The organism is Salinigranum salinum, from assembly GCF_009176545.1.
Taxonomy (GTDB): Archaea; Halobacteriota; Halobacteria; order Halobacteriales; family Haloferacaceae; genus Salinigranum; species Salinigranum salinum.
Window position 1 is genome coordinate 63,210 of the sequence record NZ_VTOJ01000004.1, and the last position, 26,693, is coordinate 89,902.

Here is a 26,693-nt window from a genome sequence, read left to right on the forward strand (position 1 = left end):
AGGCTGGACCTGCTGGCGGGTGACTCGCCCTCTCGACTCTCCCTGTCGCGGCTCCAGTCTCGAGCGACGACGTCCGCGTTCTCATGACAATCGCCGCCAGAGCCAGCGTCCAATCCGTGATCCGCGGGTATCATCGGGCGACTTCTCATCTTCCTGTACTGATTCGGGGGGTCCGGGTACTTGCTCGGCGGCCTCGGTATCGTCCCGAGCCCGGAGAGGCTCCTCCTCGCGATCAAGATCTCCATCTGGTGGTGCGGCTGGTTGCCCTCGCGGCTCGATATCGCGCAAGTCGGGGTCGGTCTCGAACGACTCGGCCTCTCTGGGCGGAGCCGAGTCATCGGCCTGGAGATCGAGCGCGATCCGGTACCACCGGAGCCGGGTCTCAAGGTCCGCGATCCGCTGCTCGTATGCGTCGAGCTGCTTCTGCTGGCGCTTCACCTTGGTCGCTAGCCGCTGTGCGTCCTCGATCGCGCCCATGTCGATTGACGGCGCCGGCCTGTCCGTCGACCCGTTCGGAGAACGACCCTGACCCGTCCCGTGTGTCGGCGAGGATGGATCGGTTCGTCCGCCTGCAGGCTCTGCTGTCGGCCACTGATCGCCGCCGTCGTCCGTTTCGGAGTCCGCCGCTGGTGGACTGTAGTAGTCATCGAGCTTCAATAGCGTCCGAGCGACGCAGACAGCGCCGTAGGTCGCTCCGTTGCCGTAGTGCCGTCGGTCCCATTTCTCCCGGTAGAGCCCCGAGTCCCGGAACAGCCGGTCCATCCGGTCAGGATCGCCGCCGGTCCAGAATCCGAGAAAGAAGCACAGGCCCATGTCGGCCTCCGACTGCGACGGATACCGGCTGTCTCGTCCGCTCCATAGCGAGCTGTCGCCGTCCAGGAGTCCCTGGATGGTATCGCCGCTCTTTGAGCCCATCGCCCGCCTGAGCAGCTCCGAGTCCGGGAGGTCCACGCCCGGCCCCGCGACCTCGTCGATCGTCCGGGGGACAGGGTCGGGAATCTCGTCGGGCGACAGTCCGTGTAGCGCCGCCTCAAGGGCCGGGTCGTCAACCGCCGGCGGATCCCGGCCGAATTTCCGGCGCAACCCGGAATTCGGCCCCACTGGTTGGGTTGGTGTGTCGTCTTCTCCAACCCCCGCGGCACCGTTCGATGCCGCGTGGGCCGTTGCCTCGGTCAGCGTGGTCGACTCGTCCTCACCAGCGGTCTGGACGAACTCGTGGTGCACAGCGAGGAGGGCGTCCTGTCGGCGAGCGACATCTGCGGGAGTCCCGGCGAGGTGCGCGCCGGTCACGGTGAAAAACCGGTCCCGGTCGTACATCTCGACGTCACCACGACGATTCCGCCCTGCAGGGAGCCCTCCCTCAACGAGGACGTGGATGCCTGTCCCTGACGGTGAGATCTCGGTGTACGAATCGAGGCGGTCGATGATGTCGGCGGCCCACGGCTCCAGCTCCTCGCTGTCGGGGTCTCGACAATTGTCCAGGTCGACGCCGACGATCTCCGCCTCGGGGTCGAACACGAATCCGACCCCATCGGTGCGGGAAGTACTCTCGCGATGATACGTGAGTGCGGTCTCGAACTCCCGCCACGTCCCGGGGTCGGTCGCACTCGCGAATGGGGTGCCGCTGGTCCGGTAGGGCTTGATCGGGACCTTCGTCGGCTTGCCGTCGCGGTCGTCCTCGCGCCAGCAGATCCACTGCTCGAGCGCACGGATCGTGTCAGGAATCGCACCGTCGGGGATGGTGTTCAATGGCATGGCTCTAATGGGGTATCATCGACCGCGTCTCCACCCCGTTGACCCGCTCGCGAAACGGCCGGTTCTCCGATCCCCACCTCCGGTGCGCCGACCCGCGGGATGGACTAGTCTAAAGCGTGCGATGGCGCCGGGATGGACTGGACTCGTGCGCGCATCCCATACCCTCCCTAAGCCAGTCTTTCGGCGAACTAGTCCACTGACGCACCAGATCGTCCGACCGACCCTCTCGAGCGCGCTCAGGGCGCCGCAACTAGTCAATCTCTCCACCCTCCGATTCGGCGGTGAACGCCCGCACGGCTTCGACGATATCGCTTCCGCTGTGAATCTGCCACTCGCCGTGCTCCCCGAAGACCGTCTCGGCGATACGTGTATGATTCTGGAGCGATTTCGGCGGTACCGTCTCCACCCGTCCGGCATCATGGAGTGCCCGGACGAGATCGTGGGTGATGTCGATGTCCTTCACCACCCAATGCTTGGTGACGCCGTCGTACTGCGCGAAGTCGTCGTAGTGTTTGACCACCCGTTCGGGTTTGACCGTCGTGATGATCTCCCCGATCGCTGTGAGGTTTCGCTGGCCGCCCGGAAGGTCGATGAACCCGGCCACATCGAACACCATTCCGCCGCCCATCGGCTCGTAATATTTCTCGACATGTTGGCTCTCTGTTTGCGCGAGATACCGGGCGAAACACTCGGTGAACACCTTGTGATGAACTTTCTCGTGGAGGTCACCGTAGTCACGACCGGTGTACAGCTTCCGGTCGACCGCGTGCTGGCCCTTCTCGGTGACGTAGTAGTACTTCCGCGTCCCGACGTAGGGGTTCTCTAGGTAACCCTGGTCGACGAGCTTGCTCTCGTCGATATCGCTTCCCGAGCGATTTCGGACAGTTGTCATCGACTCGGTGAACTCGTAGCCGTCGAGTTCGCCGTTGAGCGCCGCGATCACGTTCCGGAGGAACCGACGCTCGTGGTCGGTCAGGTCCGTCCCCGACGTGTTCTCCCCAGCCTCCGCGGGCGAGGTGTCGTCGTTCGATTCCGACGAGTCGTCCTCAGACGACTCCCACCCCGGTGAATCTCCACGGTCGGGTCTATTAGCCGTCTCGTCAGCGGCCCCGTCAGTGGCGTCACCTGTGGATGTCGTGCCGGTCCCCAGAACGGTTCCGTACCGGTTCGACGCGCCACCGGTCCGGGACTGTCCCTCGTCGGCTGTCGCCTGCTGTGAGCCGCTCTCACCGGCTGTGGATTCTCCGTCGGTACTACCACTCTCCTGGTTGGGGGCAGTATCGGCTGCCGTCATGGTGCGTTCGAGCGCTGCGGGGGCATCTTCATCGCCGCCTCCGGTGTTCGTGACCCCGGCCCCCCAGCGAGCGGCGCGCTGTGCGGCGTCGGGCGGGCAGTTCACGCCCGGCAGCAGGCAGTACGTGAAGCGGGTCCGTGACCACTGGAGGTGATCTGCTTCTTGAAACGTCTGTCCCGGACTGGCTGGATCGCCGGAGTCTGGACGGTGCGTCCCGGCGTCGACGGGATCGTCGCTGTCGCTGTGCCCCGGCGGTATCGGGAGCGGCTTCAGTGTCACCAGCTCCGGAGTGTCGGTCATGAACCCGGTGTCGGGGAGTTGTGCTAGCCACTCTCCACGGGGAAGCGAGGCGATCCGGTTGGCCAGTCCCTCGGCGTCGAGGTCCTCGTGAAACAGCGTCGTCGCGAGTTCGTCGTCGATGGCGAGCTTTCCGATGAGTTTGGTGTTGATGTTCCGGAGGATTTCCTTGTACGCTCGCGTGTCCAGCGCGTCGCGTTTCACCTGCTCGGGGAAGTGGACGATCACCTCGAATGCCAGCGCGAACTCACGAGCGTCTGGAATCATCTCGTTGCGGACGAGACTCGCTTTCAGCACCGGCGCGGCCTCGTCGATGATCAGGTTCACACAGTAGCCGTCGGCCGGACCGGGAACGTCGCGGTCCCAGCGCTTTCGCAGCCGGACCCACGACCACAGGTAATCCAGCACTAGCACCGTGAACAGATTGCTCGACGCTGGCCGGAGGTCACCCGTGTCGATGAGGACGACCTTCGTCGAGTCGAGCAGCGCGTCCAGGTCGAACAACATCTGGTCGTCGGCGTAGGTGTCGCTCGCCTCGTTCCATTCGGGGACGAAATTGAGCATCCGCCAGATGAAATCCCGCTCGCGAAGCTTCGTGATCCGGTTCATCACCGCGTCGATCGACGTGGTGAACCGGTACTCCTCGGCGTTGAAATGCCGCGTCAGCGTCGCCTCCAGTTCGGGGTCGCTCACGTCGGGTACTCGATGCTCGGTCTGCATCCGGTGGGCCGCCGCCAGCAGGTCGCTGATCGCGTAGGCATCCTCGCCGTACACGGGATCGAACAGCGCGACGATGAGGTTCGAGAGGATTTCTTGGGCGACGAACGCCTGATTGTGCTGTTCCTCACCGAGGACGTACGTGAGCAACTCGTTGTAGCGATCGACCTTCTCTTGGACGGCGGCCTCTCGCGAGACACCCGCGGCGAGTTGCGACCGAATGTCGAAGAACGGGAACGCCGGCAGTTCGCCGTTCGGTCCGGGCACCGGCAGATGGACGATGTCGTCGAGGTTGCCGAACCGGTGAAAGTGCGCGCGCTTGTACTCGCTGGCCATGCTGCCGCCCTTCTTGTCGAAGATGAAGATCGGGCCGTCGAGTTGCTCGTAAGCAGTCAGGGCGTCGTTCACCATCGCGGTGGTCTTCCCGCTGCCCGTCGTCGACGCCCGAAGGATGTGGTGGATGAGTTGTTCGGCGGTGAGGTGAACGGGGATGTTCGGGCGCGAAAGTGCAGCCGTCTCGGCCTCGCCGATGCACATTCCAGTGTCGAAGGTCCGGAGAAGTTCCTCGTTGGTCGCGGTCAGCGGTGACCGGACGTCTGGTGTCCCACCGGAGGCGCCACGGCTCGGTTTCGGGAGCGCCCCGGTACTCGGGACTGTGACGAAGTTCGCGAGCTCGTCCGGGCTGGCGACGATCACTGGCGCGGCGTCACTGAATCGGTCTCTGACTCTGACCCGTCCTAGGCCGGCGGTAGTGAGTCGACCGTACTCGCGGTCGTCCTCGGCCAGTACGTTCCCCTCGATCCCGTAATACGGCCCGCTGAGCGCGGTGAACGCCCCTGCGATGCCACCGATGACGGCTGTGTCGCCAGCAGCCCGAAGGGAGACATCGAAGGTGACGGCGGGTTGTTTGAGGTCGACCTGGCCCATCCGGCTATGCTGTGTGGACTGCCCGCTGGCGTCCGGCCCGCTGATGGTACCACCGATCTGCTCGGGCGTGTCCGGGCGGTGTCGCTGGCGACGCTCTTCCTCGGAAGTCCCGAGCAGTGTCGCCGCGGCCTCCTGTTTGAACGCGCTCCACATGCCGGTCGTTCCCATCTTGAGGTTGCGCTTGTGGCGCTCGGCGTCCTTCGTCCAGTCGCGCTTCGGCGTGAACACCACCTGGTAGACGAACGGCTCGTCGGTGGCGAGCGCCTGCTCGAGGAGGACACTCAGCGGCGAGCGGTAGCCGTCGTCACCGTCGAGTGAGAGTTCGCTGAACCGCGACAGCAGCGTCATCCAGTCGTTATTCTTCGTCTCGACGCCGTGCCACCGGACCAGTTCTGGTGGGCCGTTCTCGTCGAGCGCACGGGATGTCTCGTTCACCAGCGGATGATCTGCGTCGACATCGAACGGCTCGAACCCCTCCAGCTGGCCGAGTTCCTCAATGCCCTCGAATGCCGCGAGCTGTGCGGTCGCTTCCAAATCGGACGGCTCGAACACCTCCGTGACAGAGAACGGGACGATTTCGAAGCGGAACGACTCGGGATACATCGCCCGGACGTTCGCCGCCAGCGTCTCGAAGGCCTCTCGCTCGTAGGGTCGGACGCCGAGGTAGAAGTCGAACCGCTGGGTAGCTCGCGGTTTGTGAATTAAGAACTCGAAGGTCAGGTGGGTGCTGACGAACGAGAGTCGCTGTTCGAGGCCGAGTGGCATCTGACGGCCACTGCCGGTCCGGTAGAGCCCGTACAGCGCTTTGACCACGTGGCCGGGTGTGACCTGTTCACGGGCCGGTGTGATCTTGATGAACGGCCGTGTTTTGTCGTCCGGCTCCGCGTCACCCGTGGACTCGTCCGATCCGCTTCCACCGAAACCGTCGCGGTCCAGCAAGTCCGCTGTTGGGTCCCTGACGGTGTCGGATGTCTCCTGTCCGACCTCTCTGGTGCGTTCGGCAGATTGCTGTCTGTCCTCATCCCCAGTCGTTTCAGGACTCGCGTCGGTCCCGTACAGGCGGGCGGCGACAGCCGTGCGGATTTCGTCGTCGCTGACGCTCGGGACGCGGCCGCGACGGTCCGACCGGTCCGGCTCAGTCACGGTGGGGCCTCCGCTGAGGTCTCCCGAGGATCGGGCTGTTCGTCTGGCGGTCGGTCGTCGAGATGCGGCGCTGGCGGCGTCGTGTACTCATGGAAGAGGGGAATGACGGGGTGGTCGAGAGCTGTGCTGGGCGTGAACGGGGTATCACCCCGCGATGAACTCGAGCAGGGAGACGAGCGCACCCAGTCCGAAGTATGCGACCACCATCGCGCCGCCGCCCATCGTGAGCTTCATGCCGGTTTCAGATCGCTGGGAGTTGTTCCGGGCGGTGAGCCAGACGATGAACCCCAGCACCAGCACGGTCAGGCCGACGTACTGAAGCGTGATGTAGAGGACGTTGTACAGGTTGTCGAGGATCGTCTCCCAGCCAGTGGTCGCCCCGCCCGTCCCGCCAGTCGGCGCCTGTGCAGCGGCGCCGCCGGTGAAGAACACGAGGGTGACGAAGGCAGCGATGAAGACGGTCTCGAAGCTCACAGCCGATTTGAGGCGTGCGAGGCGGTTCGGCAGTCGGTCGGCGGCGTGCTTGAGTCTCATTGCACGACCGTCGTTGGCTGGCGGGTGTAATCTTACTTTCAGGTATGCGCGTTGCGCAAACTTGCGCGGTACGTACCTGTACGCATCGCGCACATTGTCGGTCTTACCCCGTCAACATGCGGTTTTTGTGGGGTTTAGAGTAAGAGTTAAGAGTGCTAGGAACTGGCATACATTCGGACTCGTAGTCGCGGAACCCGACTGGTAGAATACACAGACAGTGACCGCCATATGGAACTCAAGACTCCATCAGACGGCCCCGCCCCCACAAGGAGGTCGTCCCAGTCATGAGCAGGAAGTCGATCCCCGTTAGCGAACGGACGCGTGACCGCCTGCTCGCGTACAGTAATCGAGATCTCTTAGACGACCAGTCATACGACGAAGCGGTGAACGAGCTGCTTGACTGGCTGGAATTCCCGACGACCGACGAGATCTACCAGAACTACAGCGTCATCTGGAACGTTGTTCCGAGGATGAGTGAGACGTCGGCTGAACATGATGAATTTGAGCCGTCGGTGCGGACCGAGCCGGTCGTCGTTCGCGACGACTAGCGCTCTCGATCATACCTTTGAGAACCGGCTATCACTCGATTCACACTGCTTGTCGTCTCACACAGCATTTCTATATCACGTATTGATACGTGTGCTGAATGCACAACGTGAATCAGTCATTGACTATGATCGTGATTGGAGCTGCTAAAATCGGTAGAGGTAGAAGATGCTTGTCCAATTCCACTTTCAGCCCGAGGCCACTATCTTTGACCATCCCTGTTGTATACCATCGTAGGAACAACACTCACCAGCAGGTATCGAACTGTCGAAGCAGTACCACAAAACCTATCGCCACCATCGCGGGAATGTTCTAATTATGACTCCTCCCACACCGGGCGCGAATAATCCCTATCGTGAGGAGGAACCCTATGCAGACGCGCTTCAACGCGGTATTGAGCTCGCAATAGAGGACGTGTTCGACGATCCTGGTCGAAACATTACGCGAACGGAGCAAGAGAAGCTGCGCTACTTCGCGATTAAGGATTTTGACCTCCCCGTTACCTACAGTTGGTACCTTGCTGGCGCCTACACGATGGTTGCCGGCGAGCCCGACAACGCCCCAGGCCGGATGACCACTAACACGGCTGGGATTCGACGCGACCACGGGGAAAGCGAAGAAGTGCAACAGTATCGGGACTACTTCGCGTCCGAGGTTTTCTTCGACGATTACGACCTACGGGAAGTTTGGTATACCGGGAAATTCGACTTCCTTCGCGATTTCTACCAGGAATGCGCTCCCGACGAGTACACCAACCTGTATCTCACGTCGACGGACATCCGGGAGTACCTCGAAACCTTGGATGAGACGATTGAGCAGGAAACAACGAATCATTCGCTGGCGGATTTCGGCGGAGGCTCACAGGAAGGACTGCTGTCCGAATCGGACGAACGAGACTTCCGACTGCTCGTTTCTGACCTACATCTTGAGCTTGCAGAAATCGACGAGCTGTCCGAGATAGTGGACTTAGTTACTCGAGGAACAGATGTGATTGAGCAGGTGTTTGCGCAACTTACGACCCTCGAGTCGATATCGAGCGAACAAGAAACTGTGTTACAGGATCTCGCGTCGTACTTCTATTATGATGTCTGGCGATACCCGGCGCTGTACTTTTCTACGCAAACTGCAGAAGGCCCGAACCGGCACCACTTGATCGAAGAGCATGCAGACCGGTTTACGAGTTTCCACGAGGATCTACTGTCGCGACGGAATCGACTGAGTGAGCGATGTGCTGATGCGGATTTGTATCCGCGTGCTGGCCATCACTCTCAGCGAGTTGATGAAGAACAGATGGCGCATCTGCATGAAATGGCGAGAGAGGTTCTAGAGAGGACTGAATGAGCGAAACCTCTCGACTTAACCTGGATACATCGGTGATGGTGAATTACGTCTATTCCCAGCTTCCGGGTGACCTCGAGGAGGATCGAGGTGGTCAACAACTCATCGATAATGAGTCGTTCTATACCGTGATTGGTGGGAAGGCCAACGGCGAGTTTGATGCGCTCTGTGACCGTCGGTACAACCTCTACGATGACGTGGTCGCATATCTTCGGGCTTCTGATAACGAGATTTTCGATTACGATCCGCGTGACCGGGATATCCACGTGAGTCCGAACGACCGGGGTCATTTCCGGAATGATATCCAGATGAGCTGGTACGATATGGATAAGCGGGAGCAGTTGTCTACCCTGCGTCGCTGTCTTCAAGATATTGAGCTATATCAAGTTCAATTACCGGATGAATTGATTGACCGATGTTACCCGCAACAGAGCAACGAGGAGTTGTTACGTCGGTTCCGGAGGGATCTCGATATTGGCCATGATTGTGAGATACTCGTCGATGCAGTCGAGATATCTCGCCAGCACTCCGTCTCTACTCTCATTGCTGTGGATTCGGATCTTACCAACAGAGAGCACATCGATATTGCGTATGAAATCATTGAGGATGTATTCGGTGTATCGGGGTTACTCCGTATTTCGGAGCCTGACTGTGTGAGCGCTGCTAGCAGCGATTAAGCTTCTGTAGAGGATGCAAGGACGACAAAATCCTAATGTATTGTTTAGTGAGATTTGCCTGACTAGAACGCGATCACGGTGCTAACCTCATGCTCTGAACTTGGGACGGCATATGTGTCAGATACCAAGCGGCCTGATCAGGTCGTGAGTACTCTACAGCGAGGTGAACACGCTCGCTAAAACGGTAAACAGCGTCCCGCCCATTGAGACGCCGATCATCACCAGTCCGTAGGTGACGCCGTGGTACCCACGAGTGCGTGTCTGCCCGTACGGGCTTCCAGCAGCCCACAGTGCGGCCCCGAGCGAGAAGCAGGCTAGCCCCAGAAACGAGAGTACCCCAGACGCGGCCTGCGCGATCGGGAGCAGCTCGCCGGCCCCGCCAGCACCGTACGGCCAGCCCGGCGGAAGGAACCCTGCTCCGCCCATGACGTACGCGACGAGTTCATAGAACGCGTTGAGCCCGAAGATCGCTATGAGCGCCGCACATGCCCCGACGATCATCCCCCGAAAGCGGAGCGACCGGCGGACGTTCGACCCGGCGGTCCAGTACCCCATTATCCCGACCACGAGCGTACAGAGTGCGACGTACTTCGCCGTTAGCTCGGCGACAACGAACAGTCTGAACGCTGTATCGACGATGGCAGCGACGGACGACATCGAGTGATCCTAGCAGAAGCTCCGCGCCTCCCGGCAAATAGACTCAGAACGTACGCATTGCGTACGCTCGATGCAGACCGCCTGTGCGTTGAATGTGGGAGAAACGTGGGAAACAGCGGTTCTCGCAGCGATACAGCCAAGCTACCACCCTCCGAATTCCCACCTGTTCAATCGCGGCCCATAGTGAGACGGGAACAAGATTCGCTAGCATGTATAAGAATGGACATCGCGGCGCCGCACTCGTGCTGATGGCGCCCCTGACGGCTACGTTCGGAATAGTCGGCCTCGGCATGAGTGCCCTCGCGGTCGCTGTCTGCCGACTCCCCGACCTCGACCACGATTACAGCTGGCTGGCACACCGTGGACCGACACATACGATCTGGTTCGTGAGCGCGGTCGCCGGGCTGGTCAGCGTGGGAAGCTACGCAGGGCTGTCGATGCTCCCGGTCACGCTGCCCGCGTTCCCGCTTGCGCTGCTTCTCGGGGCGACTGTCCTTCTCGGACTCCTCTCGCATCTGTTCGCCGACGCGCTGACCGTCGGCCGGGATACTCACGCGATCCGGCCATTTCACCCACTATTTCCACATCCGTTCCGACTCGGACTCGTACGAGCGGACTCACGACTTGCGAATTCCCTCTTGCTTGCCGGCGGCGTGCTGTTCCAGGGGCTGGCGTTCGCCATCTCCATCGGTGGGATAACTGGAGCGGTGGCCTGAATCACGCGGGCCGGCGCCGCATGTATCGCATCCAGAACACGGCGAAGATCCCGAGTACCAGCCACTCGACGAAGATCACCACGTTTGAAATCGCCTCGTTCAGGTAGCCGACCACTTCGATCGCGTCGACGACGATCGAGGCACTTGAGACACCCACCGCTTGTGTCCGCAGGTAGTACGTCGAGTGTGAGTCCCTCCAGTCATCGCCGTCGAACCGTGCTTGGACAATCGGGCTATCGATATCAACTGTCGCGACGCCGCTTGCGTCTGTGACGACCACTGGAACCGTTGCCCCGTCGACGTAGACCTCTCGCCCGCTAATCGGTGTGCCGTCTGCCTCTTGGAGAGTGATCTCTGCCGTCCCTGTCCCATCGTCAATCGCTACGTTGAGTACCGGCTCCTCGTAGCGCGTGATCCGCTGGTCCGTCGTTACCGGCAGCCCCCAGATATCGACGGCACTGACAGCAACTGACTCGCCGGTCACGACGTCCGTACTCTTCAGGGTGCCCGCATACTGGTCGTACAGCGGCGTCCGGTTGGCGTTCTCCGTCGCGACAACTGTGGCCGGAAGCGGTGTCGCCGCGACCGACCCGTTCTCGGTGACTCGGGTTGTCTCCCACCAGATGTGCCGGTCAGCAGGTTGGTCTGCAATGACGCTCACGTTCGCCGGACTCATCCGGTATCTGAGCATCGCTGGGTACCGCCCGTCGTACGAATGCGAGGCGGCGATCTCTGATGTCCCGCTCTCGGTCCGTTCCTCGACGACAGTGGTCCGGGAGACCGAAAAGAACCGCCACGGGGCGGTCACGTACATCGTCTTCTCGCCGATCTGGACTTCGACGTACTCCCAGCTGGCAGCGCCGGCGGCCAGTCCCTGCCGCCCAGTCCACTCGACGGAGACGACATCGTCGCCGGGGCGATCGTAGACGTGGACATCGACCGAGAGGTCGTCACTGTTGATCGTCTCGATCGGCACCGACCGAGTGAGCGTCACCGACCGATTCTCCGTTCGTATCCGGTCCCACTCGGAACACCGGGCGCTCGAAACACCGTAGTGCTTCTCGAGTTCGACATCGACTTGGAGTTCGGCAGTCATCGTGTGGCTACCGACGGGAAGCGGTCGTGGTTCGGACAGCGGCGACGTGTAATTCAGCGTCGTCCACGCACCCGGGCCCCACTGCTGCATGCTGATGTTCCCTGCCGTGACGTTCACCACTGCGGCTTCAGAGTCCAGTACCTGGTAGTCAGCCCATCGGGTCAGCGAGTAGGTGTTGTTCCCGATGGTACACGACCCGCTCTCCGAGTAGTCTGACGGCACGTCGACACGGTAGTCCCACGGAACATGCGTGTTCACCTGGACGTTCTGCGTGACGTACCGACCTCGGTACCAGACGCCGGGGAGAACGTCGATGAAGCCGACGTAGGCGTCCCGAACGAGGTCGTGTGATCCGCCACGCCACACGAGCGAGGTCGACGCGCCGTCGACCGTCGAGAACACCTCGCTGCCGTTATCCATCGGCACCGCGGCTGTACTCCGGGCGGCGGCCTCGCTCGGTGCGAGTTCGGAATACCGGAGGTGTCGCTCAACAATCTCGATCTTGCGGTCGATGATTGTCTGATACTCGGCGGTGTGAACCATCGCATCCTCGGGGTTGGTGACCTCGAGGTCGCTCCCGACCAGCTCGACCTCGGCCCCGTAGACGGGGTCCCACCAGCCGTTCGGGTTGCGTGCCTCGACGGTGTACTCCCCGTCGGTATCGGTCGCCCGGCTCGGGTCGGCGTCATACAGCGGCAGGATGCGGAGCTCTCGCTGTCCCCACTTTGTGTTCCACTCTTCGAGCGTGTGCCACTGGTCACGGTAGGGGATGGTGTAGTAGCCCGTGAGCCCGCTCTGGTACATGTCCGACTCGTTGGCGATGACGAGTGCGTCCCCCGGGCGGATGCTGTCCTCCCAGAGCTGGACCGGCTGGGTAGAAACCGTCCGGTTGACGTCCCGGATAGTGCCGCTGTCATACTCGTACAGCCGAACCGTACTCGATCCCCGTGCCGGATCGGGGTCGTTGCTGGCGAGCACACGGAACGTATCGTCGTAGGTGCGCTCGACACCCGGCTCCGGATCGGGGATTGTCAGCCCGCCGAACGCCGCTCCAGCGAGGGTACTCGTAACGACCAGAAGAGCCACCCCGGCGGCAGTGAGCCGCATACATCGATTGACAGCCTGCCGGATCCGAGCGATGGTTCGTCCTCGCGCTGACGGCGATCGCTCGTGGGCTCGTCGGGACGGACGTCCCCGTGGGTCACCCGAGGACATACGTCAGAAGGTTCAGGAAGGTGCTCCAGGCGGAGCCGACGACGAACAGTCCACCACCCGAGAGAGCGAGTCGACGGCCCCAAGCGCGCCGCTGGAGGCGGTGGCTGCCGAGCCACGCCATCAGACCGAGTACGAGCAGACAGAGGCCGGCGTAAATGAACACCTGGGCGGTCCAGTCCGGGAAGTCGATGAGCGCCCGGAAGTCGACGCTACTCGCGAGTACTGTTGTCTCTAACCCACCGGAGAGTCCCGGAAGCGGGACGTTCCCCACGACCTCTCCGGGTATCCCTCGCGTGAGGGTGTCCGGGAGGGCAAGCGGACCGCCGATGGGAAGTAACTGTTCGGCGATCGCTCGAATCATCACAGACGGGTTGAACGGTAACTGGGGCGGGTCGACCGGACTGGTGATCCCGGCGACCCGCTCCGAGTATATATGCGCGAGACCGGTGGGGAGCTGTCGGATCATGGATGGTGGAGTGACGGTTTGGGCCGGGACGATCGAGGGTCGCCGAAGACCCAAACCGTCGGCTAGACTGAGGATGCACGACCGGGGACAAAGCAACTCCAGAGTTGCGGGTAGCGTACAGGTACGCGTTGCGCACAGGTGCGGTTCGCGTACAGTTGCGGAATACGTACTTCTGAAATTAACAAGATGGTTGCCCGGACAGGAGAGGTGTGATGACCCGTCATCTGACTCGAAGCAGACTCCATCCCCGGACGGTCGTCGACGCCCGGGCCCGACTGCTGTGTGTACGCCCGAGCGGGAACGGTCACCGGCTTCCGGCTGCTGCCGGGGACCCCGATACGGAGGACGCCGATGCCTGAAATCGAGATTCGATTCGCCAGCGACCGGGAGTACGAACGACTCCGTCACATCCGGGACAAGTACGGCGTTCAGTGGCGGGGCATGCTCATCCAGGGGGCGAAGCGGCTAGAGGGGCTTCGTCACCCGAGACTGTCCCAGGCGGCCCGCGAGCGTGCCGGTCGTATCGATTGTACCGAGAAACAGACCGAACGCGACACTGCTAGCACCGGTACCGACGTCGACCGACGGCGGTTCTTCGAATCCTGATGACCTCAACGCGAATCGAAGTCGACGACGACCAGTTTGCCGCCCTCGAAGCCATCCGAACGCACCACGGCGTCAACTGGCGTGGAATGCTAATCCAGGGCGCCGAGCGCCTCGAGGCCGGTGTCGTGTTCCCGACCGAACCCGAACACGACTGCTCCCAGGTGGGCCACAGGGAGGGCGACTGAGATGCCTGACCCGGTTCCGGTCGCGAGCAACCTGCTGGAGTCGAAGTTCTTCGGGTTCTCTGTCCGCCGGCTGCTTGAGTCCATGGCGATCCCGGTCGCCCCCTGTGCCATCCTCTACACCGTGGGGTTTCCGCTACTGGTCACGTTCCCCCTGTTCGTCGTGGGTATCGGCGTCGGGGTGCTCATCTTCCTGAAGACGCCGCCCGGACAGCGCCCACTCAGGTACGCCCACGCGGTCGCACGCCACCGGTCGGGCGAGAACGTCTACACGTGGGCTCCCTCGCCCGAGCTGGAGAACGACCTCGCCAGCGGGACTCGACAGGACGACTGGCTGACCCAGCCTCCCAATCCAGCGATGACCACGCATCGCTCACGACAGACTAGAGTCGCCACTGACTCCTCCGAGCCGAACAGCGCGGACCGACGTGCCGGCTTCGACGCCGGCGAGGGGGCCCGCTGATGCCGGCCGGCGGGCGGTCGACGCTTGACCTCGTGAACTTTGAGAACGTTCGGGATGGCGGTGTCGTCGAGACCCCGACCGCGTATGCGATGCTGGTCGAGATCGAGCCGCGAGAGTGGCTCACGCTCTCCGAGGAGCGACGCTCGGGCGTCTACGTCTCGTTCCTGACGTTCCTCCGGGGGCTTCAGTTCCCGGTCCAGTTCCTGACGATGACCACCGAGTTCGACGGCGAGCAGTACATCGAGCAGTTCGTCGGCCCCGATTCGCCGGGCGCCCCCAGTGGGGCAACTACGCTGGAGGCAGACACCGAGACGGGCATCACCGACGAGACTGCACCGGCCACGAACGGCTCGCCGGACGAAGTCTCGGCGACCGATGGTGGTGTTACCACCGACACGGTGGCCGACTCGGCAGTCCTCGAGTACGGTCGGCTGGCACATGCCGAGTGGCTGGACCGGACTCTCCGGATGGCGAACGTCCGCGACCGGCGGTTCTTTGTCGCAGTCGCCGTCGACAAAGGAGAAGACGACGGTGAGGGGAGCAGCCGATTCGACGGGATCCGTGATGCCCTCCCGCTACCTACCCAGTCTCGGTCCGTCGATGCTGAAGAGTTCTACCTCGACGAGGTATGGGCCCGCGCCCAGCGAGTTGCGTCCCAGCTCCCCCGAACCCGTGTGGAGGCACGCATCCTCGACACTCGTGAGCCCGTCCTCGACGTGTTGTATCGCGTGTACAGAGGTCGAGAACCGCCGATCGCGTTCAGTCAGGGCACGCTCGTTCGGGCCGCGGACGATGCGCTTACCGATGCTGCTGGCAACCCCGTCGACGTAGACGAGATCTTCGAGAACGCGGACCGAGAGGCAGCGACCGCCGACAGAGACGCCGAGTCAGCGGTCCGCCCCGAGACGGTCGGTGACCTCCCGTACGACGGGCGCGTTCAGGAGGAGTACGTCGAGACCGTTGACGGATCGCGCCTCCTCCAGTGGTACGTCCGGAACGTCGGGCCGATCGGCCGCGGCGAGACCTACCACTCGCCCGCCTCGGTTTATCTCGGCACAGGAGCGTTCGCCGTGAGCCTCATTCTCGCGGTCGTCGCGCTCGGAACCTTCCTCGGGAGTGCCCAGCAACTCCCGATTGAGGCGCCACCGCTGGTGGTGCGTGAACTCTCGTATGGCCTCGCCGCTGCGAGTCTTCCGGCATTCCTGTTGAGTCTCGTCGTTCTGCTTCCCTCGCGACGGGTGGCGAAAGCACTCGCCGTGCTCGGGACCGGTGTGACGGGGGCAGCGATCGCGCTGTTCGAGGCCGCATACCCCGCGCAGTGGACCAGCACCCCGACTGGACAGACGGCTGTCGTGGTGCCAGTGTACGCCGTCGGCCTGTTCGTCCTCGTTGCGGCTGTGGGCTTCGCTGTCCGGTCGCGCCGGGCCGCTCTCGAGCACGTCGACGAGACGCCAGCGCACGAGGAGATGACTGCCGCCGAGGACATCGACTCCCGGCCGGAGGCAGGCAATGGCTGAGACACCCCAGCCGAAGCCGCACCGCGCTCGACCACCCTTCAGTATCCCTGACCACCCATGATTCAGCGACTCAAACACGCATTCGGTATCGACGGACCCGACGACAGCGTCGAGTCTGTCCCGATCAACGACCTCTCGGGCGAGGAAACTCAGCACGCCATCGACTATCTACAGCTTCTCGACCGCGAGACCACGACCGAGAACATCGAGTGGGCCGCCTACCAGCTCCAGGCCGACGAGGTCGGCCTCGCGAACGCGATGGAGACCCTCGAGGAGCGGGGTGAACTCGACAAGCGGCTCGTCGCGCCGCGGCTCGTCGAGGACCACCCGCAGTTCCAGATCCGCGACGATACTGTCTCGCAGATCTTGACCGTCACCTCGCTCCCGCGGAAGGTGGGGCTCGGGTGGCTCGTCCCGTTGACCCTCGCCGATGTCGACCTCCGGCTGACGTTTCACGTCCGACCACGGGAGCCAAAGGACGTTCGCCGGCAGCTCCAGAAGCGCTACACGCAGGCGGTCACCTCGCTTGCGTTGAAGCAGAAGCGCGGGCGGACGGACACCTATCAGGACCAACTCGACCGCGAGGACCTCGAACGGTTGCTCCAGCGGACCATCCGCGGTACGACCAAGCTGTACGACGTGGCGATCTACCTCGAACTGGTCGCAGACTCCCGGGACGAGTTAGACGGGATGCTCGACCGGGTGGAGGCGATCCTCGCCGAGCAAGACGTCGAACTCAGCCCGGTCAAACACCAGCAACTCGACGCGATGGACGCCGTCGCCCCGGTCGTGACCGACCCCGTGGACAACACGCACCCGATCCAGCTCGAAGCGCTCGGGACGTTCTTCAACCTCGTCGAACCCTCCATTTACGACCCGAACGGAGTGCTGCTGGGCTTCGACGACACCAAGCGTCCGGTCATCCTCAACCGGTACGCGCTCTCGGGGCACTCGATGGCGATCTCGGGGAAGACGGGGTCGGGAAAGAGCTACTTCCGGAAGCTCGAGATCTACCGTCGTCTGCTCGCGGATGCGAACGTCCAGTGTATCCTGTTCGACCCTGCCGGCGACGACTACCCACGGTTCGCACAGTCGCTCGGTGGGGAGGTGATCCGCTTCGGCGGGAACTACACCGTCAATCCGATGGACATCTCGCCCCCCGCGGCGGCCGAGCAGGAGACCGGCGACGACACCTACGCGCTGACGATCCGGTCGGTCATCGAGATGCTCCACACCCACTTCGACCAGCGAGATGGGATGTCCGCCGGCGAGGAGGGCGTACTCATCCAGGCGGCACATTACGCCTACATCTCGAAGGGGATCATTCTCGGCGAGTACGAGACCTACGGCCAGGAGTCGCCTACACTCGATGACCTCATTCGCGGTGTCAACGTGATCGCCGCCGGCGGACTCGAGGCGGCACGCGAGGCGGACGTGATCGACGAGGCCGAAGTCGAACTGTTCCAGTCCTACGGGGTGACCGGCACCGATAACGAGGAGCCGGACCAGCCGGTTGACGAGCCGACTCGAGGTGGCGGAATCTCCATCTCCGACACCATCGTCACACCGACCGATCATCACCAAGAGCTGGCGAGGAACCTCCAGCCGAAGTTTGAGTCGTTCAAACCAGGCGGGATTAACCACAACTTGAACGGCCAGACCAACCTCGATCTCTCCTCGCGGCTGGTCGTCATGGACATGAGCTCGTTTGCCGACACCGGCGAGATGCCGCTCATCCTCCACGCCATGCTCTCGTGGGCCTACTTAGAGGCCAAGCGATCACCGTACAAGGTCGATGTCACGTTCGACGAGGCGCACTACCTGCTCGGCCGACCGGCCGCTCGAGACTTGATCAACCTGTACATCCGCCATGCCCGCCACTACGAGGCTGGACTGACGCTGATGAGTCAGACCTCCCACGAGTTCGTCCGAACGAACGAGCGTCGCGAAGTCTACGAGAATTGTGACGTGAAGTGCCTGTTCTACGCCGAGTCCGTCTCCGAACAGACGCAGCAGTACTACGGGCTGTCGAGTGACGAAATCCGATTCATCCAGTCGGCGGCCCGGGGGCAGGACTCGGACTACTCGGAGTGTCTACTCGCGACGAGCGTCCACGGGCGGCGCCGGCTGGAGGTCCGCAGTGGTCCGTTCGAACACCACGTCCTCGACGACGCGCTCGACCCGTGGGAATGGCTGGCCGAGACGGAGGGCATCACCCCCGGCACGGACACGGGAGGCGACGTCCTACCGTCGGAACTCGAGCTGACCGACCTGCCGCACGTGATGAACCGCGACATGGACCTCGAAATGGCGATGCGAGAGTCCCACGAGGAGGAGATCGATGTCGGCATCGAAGGAATCGAGAACGGTATCACTGGCACGGGCAACGGCGCGGCAGAGGACGACTCCAATGACCTGCCAGACGCTGGGGAGGACAGCTGATGCCGTTCCGACTCCGGCTTGAAGTTCCCTGGCCTGTGCCTGCGTGGTCGCTCGTGAAACCGCTGTCACGGCCAACGGTGGGTGAACGTCGTGGCTGACCTCTTGGACTTCGGCTGGCTTCCGGACGCGATCGTTCGGGCCATCATCGAGTTCATCCGCAACCTGCTGGTCGGAGCGATCAACGCGATGTTCAACTTCGGACTGAAGCCGCTGCTCACGATCAACCCGGGGATTCTGAGCGACGCTCAGTTCGTCGCCGCCTGGGACGACGTCTTCTCGCTCTCGATCGCTCTGTTGCCGATCCTCATTGCGGCCGGGCTGATCGTGATGCCGTTCAGCGAGGACCGAGAGGCGTCGCTCTGGCAGATGGTCGCCCGAATCGTCGCGGTGATCGTCTTCATCGCCATCTCGAAGCCACTGTTCGCGTTCATGATCGAGGCCTCGAACGGCGTGACCACTGCCCTCGCGCCGGCGACGTTCAAGATGACGTTTGACGCCGACCTCGGCGGCAGCTGGGGAGCGACCCTCGGGATGGGAATTCAGTTAATCGCGCTCATCGTGGCAGTCCCGCTGATGCTGATCGCGACCATCCTTGCGACGTTGCTGCTGGCGCTCCGACAGTTCTTGGTGGTGACCGTCGCGCTCGGCGCTCCGTTCTTTGCGGTCCTCTGGTACGCGAACTGGGGGCCAATGAAGTCGGTGAGCAAGTTCGCGGCGACGTGGCTTCGAATGGGGATCTACGGTCTGCTCGTTGGCCCGATCATCGCACTGGTGATGCGGGTATTCGACGTGATCGCCACCGGCGGGATAGCCGCCTCTGGTTCCGACGCGATCGCGTCGTTCTACATCGCGTCGGCGCTGGCGCTGATGTTTCCGATCATCCTGTTCGTAGTCATCTGGAAGACCATTGGCTGGGCCGGTCAGCCCCTCGGCGTCGACGCCGCGTTCACCACGACCGTGGCCGCCGCGATCGCGGCCACGGGTGTTGGAGCAGTCGCTGTCGGCGCCGGAGCAGGCTCTGGCGCTGTGAGCAGCGCCTCGAAGTCCTCGGCTGGCGGAACGAGCGGGGGCGGCGGGTCAAGTGGCGGAGGGAGTACTTCAGGCGGCGGCTCCGTCGGAAGCAGTGGCGGCTCGTCGGGTGGGACGGCGACCGACCCCTCGGCGGGAACTGCTAACTCGAGTGTCGGTGGGACGATGCGCAACAGCATCTCAGATGCTCTCAGTACGAGAGAGCCGCCGACTGAAGACGGCGTGGCTACGGCACCCGGTGCTCTTTCAGTCAATAAGGATAGCGTGCGGCAGAAGGCGACGAGCGTCCCCGGTGTGAAGACAGCCAGAACGACCGCGAGCCAGACTGGCGCGACAATGAAAAAATTGGGATCCAAAGCAACGGGAGCTGGAGTGACCAGTGCGAGGAAAGCAGTCGGCTCTGAAAGCATCGATGCACATCGGAGGACGATTTCTCAGCAGATGGACGCTGCGGCTGAAGCTGACTCGAATCGCGATTTCTTGACTGAGGGGTATCAAGACGGGCAGATTGATGTTGGCGAGGCTACTGACCGTGGGATCCTGACCGGCTCCGAGCAGCCAGCAGAGGCTGTCTCCACGGTCTTTCCCGATCCCGACGGAACGGTGACGTACCCGACTGCTGAAGGCGGAGAAGCGACGGTCAATATCAACGATAGAGCTCGGGACCTCGGTGAACAGGCGCACACGCTCAGAGAAAACGCCTCGAAATCGGCCCGAAGTATAAAAAGAATCAGAACCGCTCAGGCCGCTGTAAAGGTACCCGGCCGGGCTGCTGTTTCGACTGGTCAGGCCGGCAGGCGGGTCGGAAAAGCCGGTGCCCAAGCTGGGAAAGCCAGTGGGATCGTCTTCGCAGGTGCGATGACGCGGAGCCCTTACGCGGCCTACCAGATCGGCAAACGCGGCGGGAAACACCTCATCGGCCCGGGAGCCAGCCCTCAGCCAGACAATCTCTCTGAAGATGCTGACATCGACTGGTCGACCAGGCGTGATGGGCCCGGACAGGCCACGGATCCGCCGTGGGACGACGATACTGGAGGTGAACCCTCTGAGACGGTGTGAACTCCTCCGAGACGGTTCAGCAGTGGTTTGATCATCTGCGCGGAGCGGGGCGAGACGTTATATCTCAGTACCGGCATGAAAGAACGTAGACCACCGCGAACGCACCTATCGACACCGTTCTCGGTGGCCGTCACCCGCGGATTGTATGACCACGTCCCATAGCGCGATTCGACCGCGCCGACCAATACGCTCGCCCTATCACGGTCTCGCAGAGGTCTTCCTTCGGGTGATTCAATGAGTCTTCTCGACACCGGACTCTCCATCGTTGCTTTTCTCGGATTCTTCGCGATAGTCGAGTATGCCACCTACCGGATCATACAGCGAGACCATCGGAAGCGAGGCATCTACCGACTCTTCTTAATGCTCACGTGGACTGGATTGGCGTTCGCTCACATGTGGGTGATCGCTCCGCTCCTCAACCTTCCGCCAACCGCTGCGGTTGCACTGGGATTCGGCCTTCTATTAGCGCTTATTGCCGGGAGCTTGGGTGTCCCGGGTCTGAAATCCGTGGGAGGAATCGGTCTCTACCCATTCGCACAAGTGTATGAACTGTTTGTAGTGCTGTTACTCCTCGCTGAGGCCGTGACGCTGGCTGCCTCATTTGTACCTGTGTCGGAGTTGAATCTCTTGAGTAACATCGGCCCCAGTAGTCCTCAAACCCAAGCAGCGCTCGGACTGGGAATTGCGGCTTCGTTCGTCGCTGTGACGTTCTACAATCCACGAGGAGAGAATGGCTACTATTACGCTACTGGTGAATATCACCAGCCCTCTGTCGATTACGAGAAGTTCCGCGAGATTATGGACGATGGACGGGCCGAACACGATGATTCCACAACTCGGGCGACTAACTCTGAATCCTCAGAGGTAACGACTGATGTGAGTTCCTCTGAGGCTTCACGAGCGCCAGCGAAAGCTCTCAGGGATACGGAGTATGGATACAACTGGACCCACTCAGACATCGGTTTCGACGATATCGGCGGCTACTACGACGTCAAGGAACGACTCGCTGAGGAGGTTCTCCAGCCAGCTCGGGCGGCGGCACAAGGAGACAACCGCTACGACCGCTTCGGAATCGAGCCCTCACGGGGTATCCTTTTCCACGGCCCACCCGGCACCGGGAAGACGCTGTTCGCGCGGGCACTCGCTGGCGAACTGGACATCCCGTTCGTCGAACTCGGCCCAGCGGACGTGACCAGCAAGTGGATCAACGAAGGGCCACAGCGGGTGCGTCAGTTGTTCGAGGAGGCTTCGTCCATCGGCCCCTGTGTCATCTTCCTCGACGAGGCAGAACACCTCTTCGGCGGTCGCGATGTCGGCGCTGGCGGTGCTCACGCCGAGGATCGGAAAATCACCAGCGAGTTGCTGGTTCATCTGACTGCGGAGGACCGGACGGCCATCGTCGTCGGGGCAACAAACCGACCGGAGGATATCGACCCCGCGATCCTCCGCCCTGGACGGCTCGCAACCCACGTCGAGGTGGGACTCCCCGATGAAGAGAGCCGACACGCGATTCTTCAAGCGAAATTGGAGAACGTCCCACACGGCCTCGTAGGGCATCAGCTGGCCACCCTAGCAAGCCAGACTGCCGGCTACAGTGGTGCCGGCATTGAGGAACTAGTCACAGACGCGAAACGGGAGGCGGCCGGACGGGACGCTCGGGAGATTTCGTTTGAGGACTTTCCAACGTCCGAGGACATCGGGGATAATGTAGGAGATGTCGATCCCGATGTGACCACGAACGTAGATGCAAGAGGCAACCCGTCAGCGGGCTCATCTACCGAGGGTGCTGAGGACGACTCCACACTCGGATTCCAGTGATGCGGGTCGGACGGACCGTCGGACTGGTCGTAGTTACCCCACGGGCGACACTAGTTGTGGGTTGTGGGGTAACTAAATGAATGGGGTCACCTGATTCGCCGGCACCAGATCTCCCGAACTATCTTGTGCTGAATCACTCGAAATCCGCGAGTGTGGTCCCCGTCGAGAACTCGTCGTCAGGCTCGTCGCCATCCCGTGTCGCCGGGTCGTGGAACACCTGAAGCGAGCCCGACTCGTCTCGCTCGCGGGCTGACTCAGTGAACGGGACTGTGGCCGTCGATGCTGTATCGGGATCCCACGCCCGCGTGGCCTCCCGGATGTTCTCGTAGATTGTTGACCCAATGCCCCGGACATCTTTGACCATCGCTTCGAACTGCTCCACGTCAGTCTCAGCATACAGCGCCGAGAGCCGCTCGATGAGGAACGAATCGTCACCAGGATACCACGCTGACTCGGCACCGAACCCAGAGAGACGGTTGCGAAGGGCATCGTAGCGCCGTCGTCCGAAGTGGTCGACGGTATCGACGAGATACATATCCGGGCCGGGGACACCCACGTCAACTTGCGTGGCGAACCGTTCGAGCCACGGCGGTTCTCTGGGCATCTCCTGAGGCTCGTACAGCAGGCGGATACTCCCGACGGCCGTGCTGATGTTCGCAGCTGTGCTGGCAAGCCCGGACAAATCGTCGCTCCCTAGGCGCCGCTCGATCTCCGTGATCGACATCCCGGCACACCACAACCAGCAGACGACCGCTGCTGTCGTTCCCTCACTTCCCGAGAGATCGTGGGCTGCCATCGCGGTTGAGATGGTTCCCTCTCCCTCGATAACCTCCATGAGATCGCAGTGGTAATACGTCTCGGCGAGTTTCGCGACCAACTGCTCGGGAGTAAGGTCTGCATCCTGGTCAGCGAGCCATTCGGTTAGAGCGAGGACATCCTCGATGGTGTTGTCGAACCAGTTGTCGTGCTCGTACTCAACCAGCGCCTCGCCGAGGGGCGTTGGCGTGTAGCGGTCGTGATCACCTTGCGGCTGTCCGACGGGTCGGTTGAGCAACCCGCGGTCAGTCAGCCACTCCAGCGTGGTCAGCACCTCGGTGACGATCTCGTCGGTAGGAGTCTCGCCGCCGAGCGTGGGTTGGTGACCTGGCCTCTGGGTGGCCGCCGTCGACCACGCGAGCGTTGACCTAACGAACTCGAGGACCTCGGCAGTAGTCTCCCAGCCGTGCGCAACGAGTTCGAGCACGAGCCACCGGAGGGGTTCCTGATCGCCGAGGTGGGTCGTCACCGGCTCAAGCGTCTTCTCCTCGACTGGAGTGTCAAACTGGAACTGTTCGGCAGCCTCATCATCGCCTGCCTGTACCATCGGGAACGCGTACGCCTGATCATACGCACTCGCGTCCCGACCTGCCCGACCGATCCACTGGACGTACTCATAGACCCCGATGTACTCGAACTGGCGTCTAAGATCGGCTACGATGACCGACTGGACCGGTGAGTCGAAGCCGTAGCTGAGCGTCGTGGTACAGCAGACGCACTCGACGATACCGTCTTCGGCGTAGGACTCGATGAGGTCTTTCAGGCCAGTCTCCATCTGAGCGTGGTGGTACGCCACCCCGTTTCGTAACAGGTCGATCAGTTCGCGATGGGCGTCGGTAAGTTCAGTCGAGACAGCGGCTTCGACGGCTGCCCGGAAGTCGACATCGGCGCCTGTCTCGAGAGAGAGTTCTGTAGCGATCCGTTCTGCTCGGGATTTGGTGTGGGCGGTCGCATAGTTGAAAACGAGGAACGGCCCCCTCTCCCGGTTGTCTCGGATGATCCGCGCAATCTGCGTTCCGTAGTGTTCGTCAGTCTTCTCAACAGGACGCTCATCGATCGGAACGGCCCGGCGCTCCGTGCTGATGGTGAGGTCTGCGTCAAGCCAGCGCGCAATCGCGTCGGGATTCCCGATGGTGGCTGAGATTCCGAGTAGTTCCTGATTGGCTTCGAGAGCGGCACTGATCGCCTTCTCGATGTTCGGCCCTCGATGACTGCTGTAGATCTCGTGGAAATCGTCGAGGACGACCACGTCGAAGCGGTGGGCATATCCTCGAATGACCGCCTCATAATAGGACTCGAACGTGGCTACGCCGACATCAGCCTGCGTGTAGCCACGACCCTTCGTTATCGTGGCCGACTCGGGGGCCCAGGCAGCAATTGTATCGTGTTTCTCTCCTACGAGCGCTCGCGACGGGACAAGGTACGCCACGCGCTCGTTCTGCTGGAGAGCCTTCTTGATCACCGCCTCGGCGACGAAGGTCTTGCCGTTCCCCGTCTCTGCCAGCAGCAGGTGGTTGCCTTCGTCGAGGACGCCTTGGTCGAATGCCTCGTACTGCGTCTGGGTGAGGTCTGTGAACGCTGCGGGCTTCTGAGCCAGTAGGTCCTCAACGAGAGCGCGGTCTGCTTTGGAAAGCGAATCGGGGACCGGCGGCATCGTATCAACGACTATAGGCCCTACACAACTTTAATTATCGACTTAACTACCAGTAGCTTGGTCTCCCGTTCCAGACACTGCGGTCTCGTCTGCGCTCCCATCCTGATCACTGTGCCGGTAGATTGGAGACCGTTCGCACAACCCTGTTCGCGCGTTAATCGGTGGTCATATTTCAGACGGCGATCCGACGGCATTCCCGGCTGGCACCGACCGTCAATCGCCCAGTTCCGTATCTTCGTATGTCGGGTCGTCCGACTCGACCGACCGCGACCCACTGGGGGCCGACTGGGCCTCGTCATAGGCCTCGCGCCATAACTGGTCCGCAGCCAAACTCTCCGCCTTGTGCTCCGTCTCACGCCCCCGAATCTTCGCGAGGACCGTGGTGTTCACCGCATCCCCAGAGATCACGGCCTGGCCTTTCGTCAGACCCGGCAGTTCGTCGAGGACGGCCTCGCCAGCCGACTCCACGGCATCGCGGATTGCCTGCTGGTCGGCCGGGTTGGTGATCTGCATCGTGATCTGTGTGCCACACTGCGAGAGGACCGTCTGGTCGAGTTTCGACGGGCGCTGACTGATCAGCCCAGTTCCGAGTCCGAACTTCCGCCCCTCGGAGTTGACCTGCCGGATGATATCCAGTGCGTGGGAGTCACCGTCCGGGGCGAACCGGTGGGCCTCTTCAAACAGCGTGAACACGGGGTGTTCGACGGAGTAGTCGACCGTGTCCGGGTCGCCAGTGACCACCGCCTCACGGCCCTGGTACAGCTTTCGCAGCAGGACCGCGGCCATCATCTGCTGGTCGCGCCGGGACAGGCCGTTCATCTTGAGCACCGTCACCTGCCCGGGGTTGATCAGCGTGTCCAAGTCCAGCCGGTCGTGCGTGCTGAAGAAGTTCGACTGTATCAAGTTGCGGTTGATCCGCCAGCGCAGTCCCGAGGCGTCGTTGTCCGGGTGGTACTGGTCACACGTCGTTTGGAGGTCTCGTGCCGAGTACGCGCCGTTCTGGCGTTGGAGAGCTTGGTACGCATCGTTGAGAACCGACGACATCCGCTCGGTCGGGCCCAACACCTCGTACAGATCCGAGAACGTGAGGTCCGCGATCCGGACGTTCAGGTCACTCGAATCCCGAATCACGACGTCGGGCGTGTAGCCATCCTCGCCCGCGAACACTGGGTTGTCGACCATCTGGTCGAGTGAGTCGTACTCGCCGTGCGGGTCGAACACCAGTACAGATGCCCGTGTTGCGGGTTTGAGCATCTCCTCAAGCAGGACACTGGCCGTGTACGATTTGCCCGACCCGGTCGAGGCGAGGATCGCGAGGTGAGTCGCCGCGATCTCGTTCACCGGGAGTTCGACGCAGACCTCCTCATCGGGCCGATTGAGTAGCCGACCGACATGGGCCATTCCCGGGTCGGGGTCCGCGGAGTCACGCAGGTGCGGCGGCGTGACGGTCGGAATCGCCACCTCAAGCATCGCACCGGGCGCTCGGCGGACGAGCGTGCCCTCGGTCGGCACCTGCCGGGGGTTGCGGAACGACTCGAACTGCTCGTCGTAGTATCCCACCACCTCGGCAGTAATCCGGTAGAGCGAACGGTCCTCGCGGTCGACGCCCAGCGCGGCGGCGACGCGACGGGGCGCCACGTCGGGGTTCGACATAAACGCCGTCGGGAGCGTGTCGACCTGCTCGCGCTCGGCAACCCGGGCAAACACGACGCGCTGGACGGCACCGTCG

General features: G+C 62.3%; 19 protein-coding genes and 1 pseudogene. 11 read left to right on the plus strand and 9 right to left on the minus strand.

Annotation, left to right across the window (positions count from 1 at the left end; all coding sequences use genetic code 11):
* Window positions 1–81: 81 nt before the first annotated feature.
* The 4 genes and pseudogenes from FZP69_RS23535 to FZP69_RS22085 all read right to left on the minus strand — a co-directional run bounded on the left by FZP69_RS23535 (window position 82) and on the right by FZP69_RS22085 (window position 6,667).
* The gene (locus FZP69_RS23535; protein ID WP_449329029.1) at window positions 82–915 is read right to left on the minus strand and encodes a phage NrS-1 polymerase family protein; all 834 of its coding nucleotides are present in this window, start codon (window positions 913–915) and stop codon (window positions 82–84) included.
* Window positions 916–1,202: 287 nt separating this feature from the next.
* Window positions 1,203–1,755 (minus strand): annotated as a pseudogene (locus tag FZP69_RS23540) (hypothetical protein); the annotation flags it as partial.
* A 250-nt stretch (window positions 1,756–2,005) separates the two neighbouring features.
* Window positions 2,006–6,133 carry an ATP-binding protein gene (locus tag FZP69_RS22080; protein WP_152043582.1) on the minus strand — a complete coding sequence of 1,376 codons (4,128 nt, stop codon included), beginning with the start codon at window positions 6,131–6,133 and terminating at the stop codon, window positions 2,006–2,008.
* A gap of 144 nt (window positions 6,134–6,277) precedes the next feature.
* Window positions 6,278–6,667, minus strand: a complete 390-nt coding sequence (locus FZP69_RS22085) for a hypothetical protein (RefSeq protein WP_152043583.1) — start codon at window positions 6,665–6,667, stop codon at window positions 6,278–6,280.
* Window positions 6,668–6,951: 284 nt separating this feature from the next.
* Between FZP69_RS22085 and FZP69_RS22090 the strand changes: the two genes are divergently transcribed.
* The 3 genes from FZP69_RS22090 (at window position 6,952) to FZP69_RS22100 (ending at window position 9,228) form a co-directional block, all read left to right on the plus strand.
* Window positions 6,952–7,215, plus strand: coding sequence for a hypothetical protein (locus FZP69_RS22090; RefSeq protein ID WP_152043584.1), 264 nt, complete (start codon window positions 6,952–6,954; stop codon window positions 7,213–7,215).
* Between the two features lie 316 nt (window positions 7,216–7,531).
* Complete coding sequence (locus tag FZP69_RS22095) at window positions 7,532–8,554, plus strand: hypothetical protein (protein ID WP_152043585.1); 1,023 nt, start codon at window positions 7,532–7,534, stop codon at window positions 8,552–8,554.
* Window positions 8,551–9,228, plus strand: coding sequence for a hypothetical protein (locus FZP69_RS22100; RefSeq protein ID WP_152043586.1), 678 nt, complete (start codon window positions 8,551–8,553; stop codon window positions 9,226–9,228). The genes FZP69_RS22095 and FZP69_RS22100 overlap by 4 nt, the downstream gene beginning before the upstream one ends.
* 153 nt (window positions 9,229–9,381) lie before the next feature.
* Here the strand turns inward: FZP69_RS22100 and FZP69_RS22105 are convergent, their stop codons facing one another.
* Complete coding sequence (locus FZP69_RS22105; RefSeq protein ID WP_152043587.1) at window positions 9,382–9,783, minus strand: hypothetical protein; 402 nt, start codon at window positions 9,781–9,783, stop codon at window positions 9,382–9,384.
* Between the two features lie 311 nt (window positions 9,784–10,094).
* On the opposite strand from FZP69_RS22105, the gene FZP69_RS22110 reads away from it, so the two are divergent.
* Window positions 10,095–10,601, plus strand: coding sequence for a metal-dependent hydrolase (locus FZP69_RS22110; RefSeq protein WP_275689387.1), 507 nt, complete (start codon window positions 10,095–10,097; stop codon window positions 10,599–10,601).
* 1 nt (window position 10,602) lies between these two features.
* Here the strand turns inward: FZP69_RS22110 and FZP69_RS22115 are convergent, their stop codons facing one another.
* Complete coding sequence (locus FZP69_RS22115; RefSeq protein ID WP_152043589.1) at window positions 10,603–12,804, minus strand: hypothetical protein; 2,202 nt, start codon at window positions 12,802–12,804, stop codon at window positions 10,603–10,605.
* Between the two features lie 94 nt (window positions 12,805–12,898).
* Window positions 12,899–13,273: a hypothetical protein gene (locus tag FZP69_RS22120; protein ID WP_152043590.1), complete on the minus strand. Its 375-nt coding sequence runs from the start codon at window positions 13,271–13,273 to the stop codon at window positions 12,899–12,901.
* 456 nt (window positions 13,274–13,729) lie between these two features.
* Here FZP69_RS22120 and FZP69_RS22125 point away from each other — a divergent pair, with 456 nt between their 5' ends.
* The 7 genes from FZP69_RS22125 to FZP69_RS22155 all read left to right on the plus strand — a co-directional run bounded on the left by FZP69_RS22125 (window position 13,730) and on the right by FZP69_RS22155 (window position 22,494).
* Window positions 13,730–13,984 (plus strand): hypothetical protein, encoded by a 255-nt coding sequence (locus FZP69_RS22125; RefSeq protein ID WP_152043591.1) that lies wholly within the window; start codon window positions 13,730–13,732, stop codon window positions 13,982–13,984.
* Window positions 13,984–14,169 (plus strand): hypothetical protein, encoded by a 186-nt coding sequence (locus FZP69_RS22130; protein WP_152043592.1) that lies wholly within the window; start codon window positions 13,984–13,986, stop codon window positions 14,167–14,169. The genes FZP69_RS22125 and FZP69_RS22130 overlap by 1 nt, the downstream gene beginning before the upstream one ends.
* A 1-nt stretch (window position 14,170) precedes the next feature.
* Window positions 14,171–14,629 carry a hypothetical protein gene (locus FZP69_RS22135; protein ID WP_152043593.1) on the plus strand — a complete coding sequence of 153 codons (459 nt, stop codon included), beginning with the start codon at window positions 14,171–14,173 and terminating at the stop codon, window positions 14,627–14,629.
* Between the two features lie 89 nt (window positions 14,630–14,718).
* On the plus strand, window positions 14,719–16,146 hold the full coding sequence (locus FZP69_RS22140) for a DUF7139 domain-containing protein (protein ID WP_152043594.1): 1,428 nt from the start codon (window positions 14,719–14,721) through the stop codon (window positions 16,144–16,146).
* A gap of 57 nt (window positions 16,147–16,203) precedes the next feature.
* Entirely contained in the window at window positions 16,204–18,588 is a 2,385-nt protein-coding gene (locus FZP69_RS22145; protein WP_152043595.1) for a VirB4 family type IV secretion system protein, read from the plus strand.
* Between the two features lie 90 nt (window positions 18,589–18,678).
* Window positions 18,679–20,676: a hypothetical protein gene (locus FZP69_RS22150; protein ID WP_152043596.1), complete on the plus strand. Its 1,998-nt coding sequence runs from the start codon at window positions 18,679–18,681 to the stop codon at window positions 20,674–20,676.
* A 234-nt stretch (window positions 20,677–20,910) separates the two neighbouring features.
* Complete coding sequence (locus FZP69_RS22155; protein ID WP_152043597.1) at window positions 20,911–22,494, plus strand: ATP-binding protein; 1,584 nt, start codon at window positions 20,911–20,913, stop codon at window positions 22,492–22,494.
* Window positions 22,495–22,627: 133 nt separating this feature from the next.
* Here FZP69_RS22155 and FZP69_RS22160 read toward each other — a convergent pair whose 3' ends face one another.
* Both FZP69_RS22160 and FZP69_RS22165 read right to left on the minus strand, forming a co-directional pair.
* Window positions 22,628–24,964 carry a DEAD/DEAH box helicase gene (locus tag FZP69_RS22160; RefSeq protein WP_152043598.1) on the minus strand — a complete coding sequence of 779 codons (2,337 nt, stop codon included), beginning with the start codon at window positions 24,962–24,964 and terminating at the stop codon, window positions 22,628–22,630.
* Between the two features lie 213 nt (window positions 24,965–25,177).
* Window positions 25,178–26,693 (minus strand): ATP-binding protein (locus tag FZP69_RS22165; RefSeq protein WP_204960123.1); only part of this gene is annotated, 1,516 nt, incomplete at its 5' end.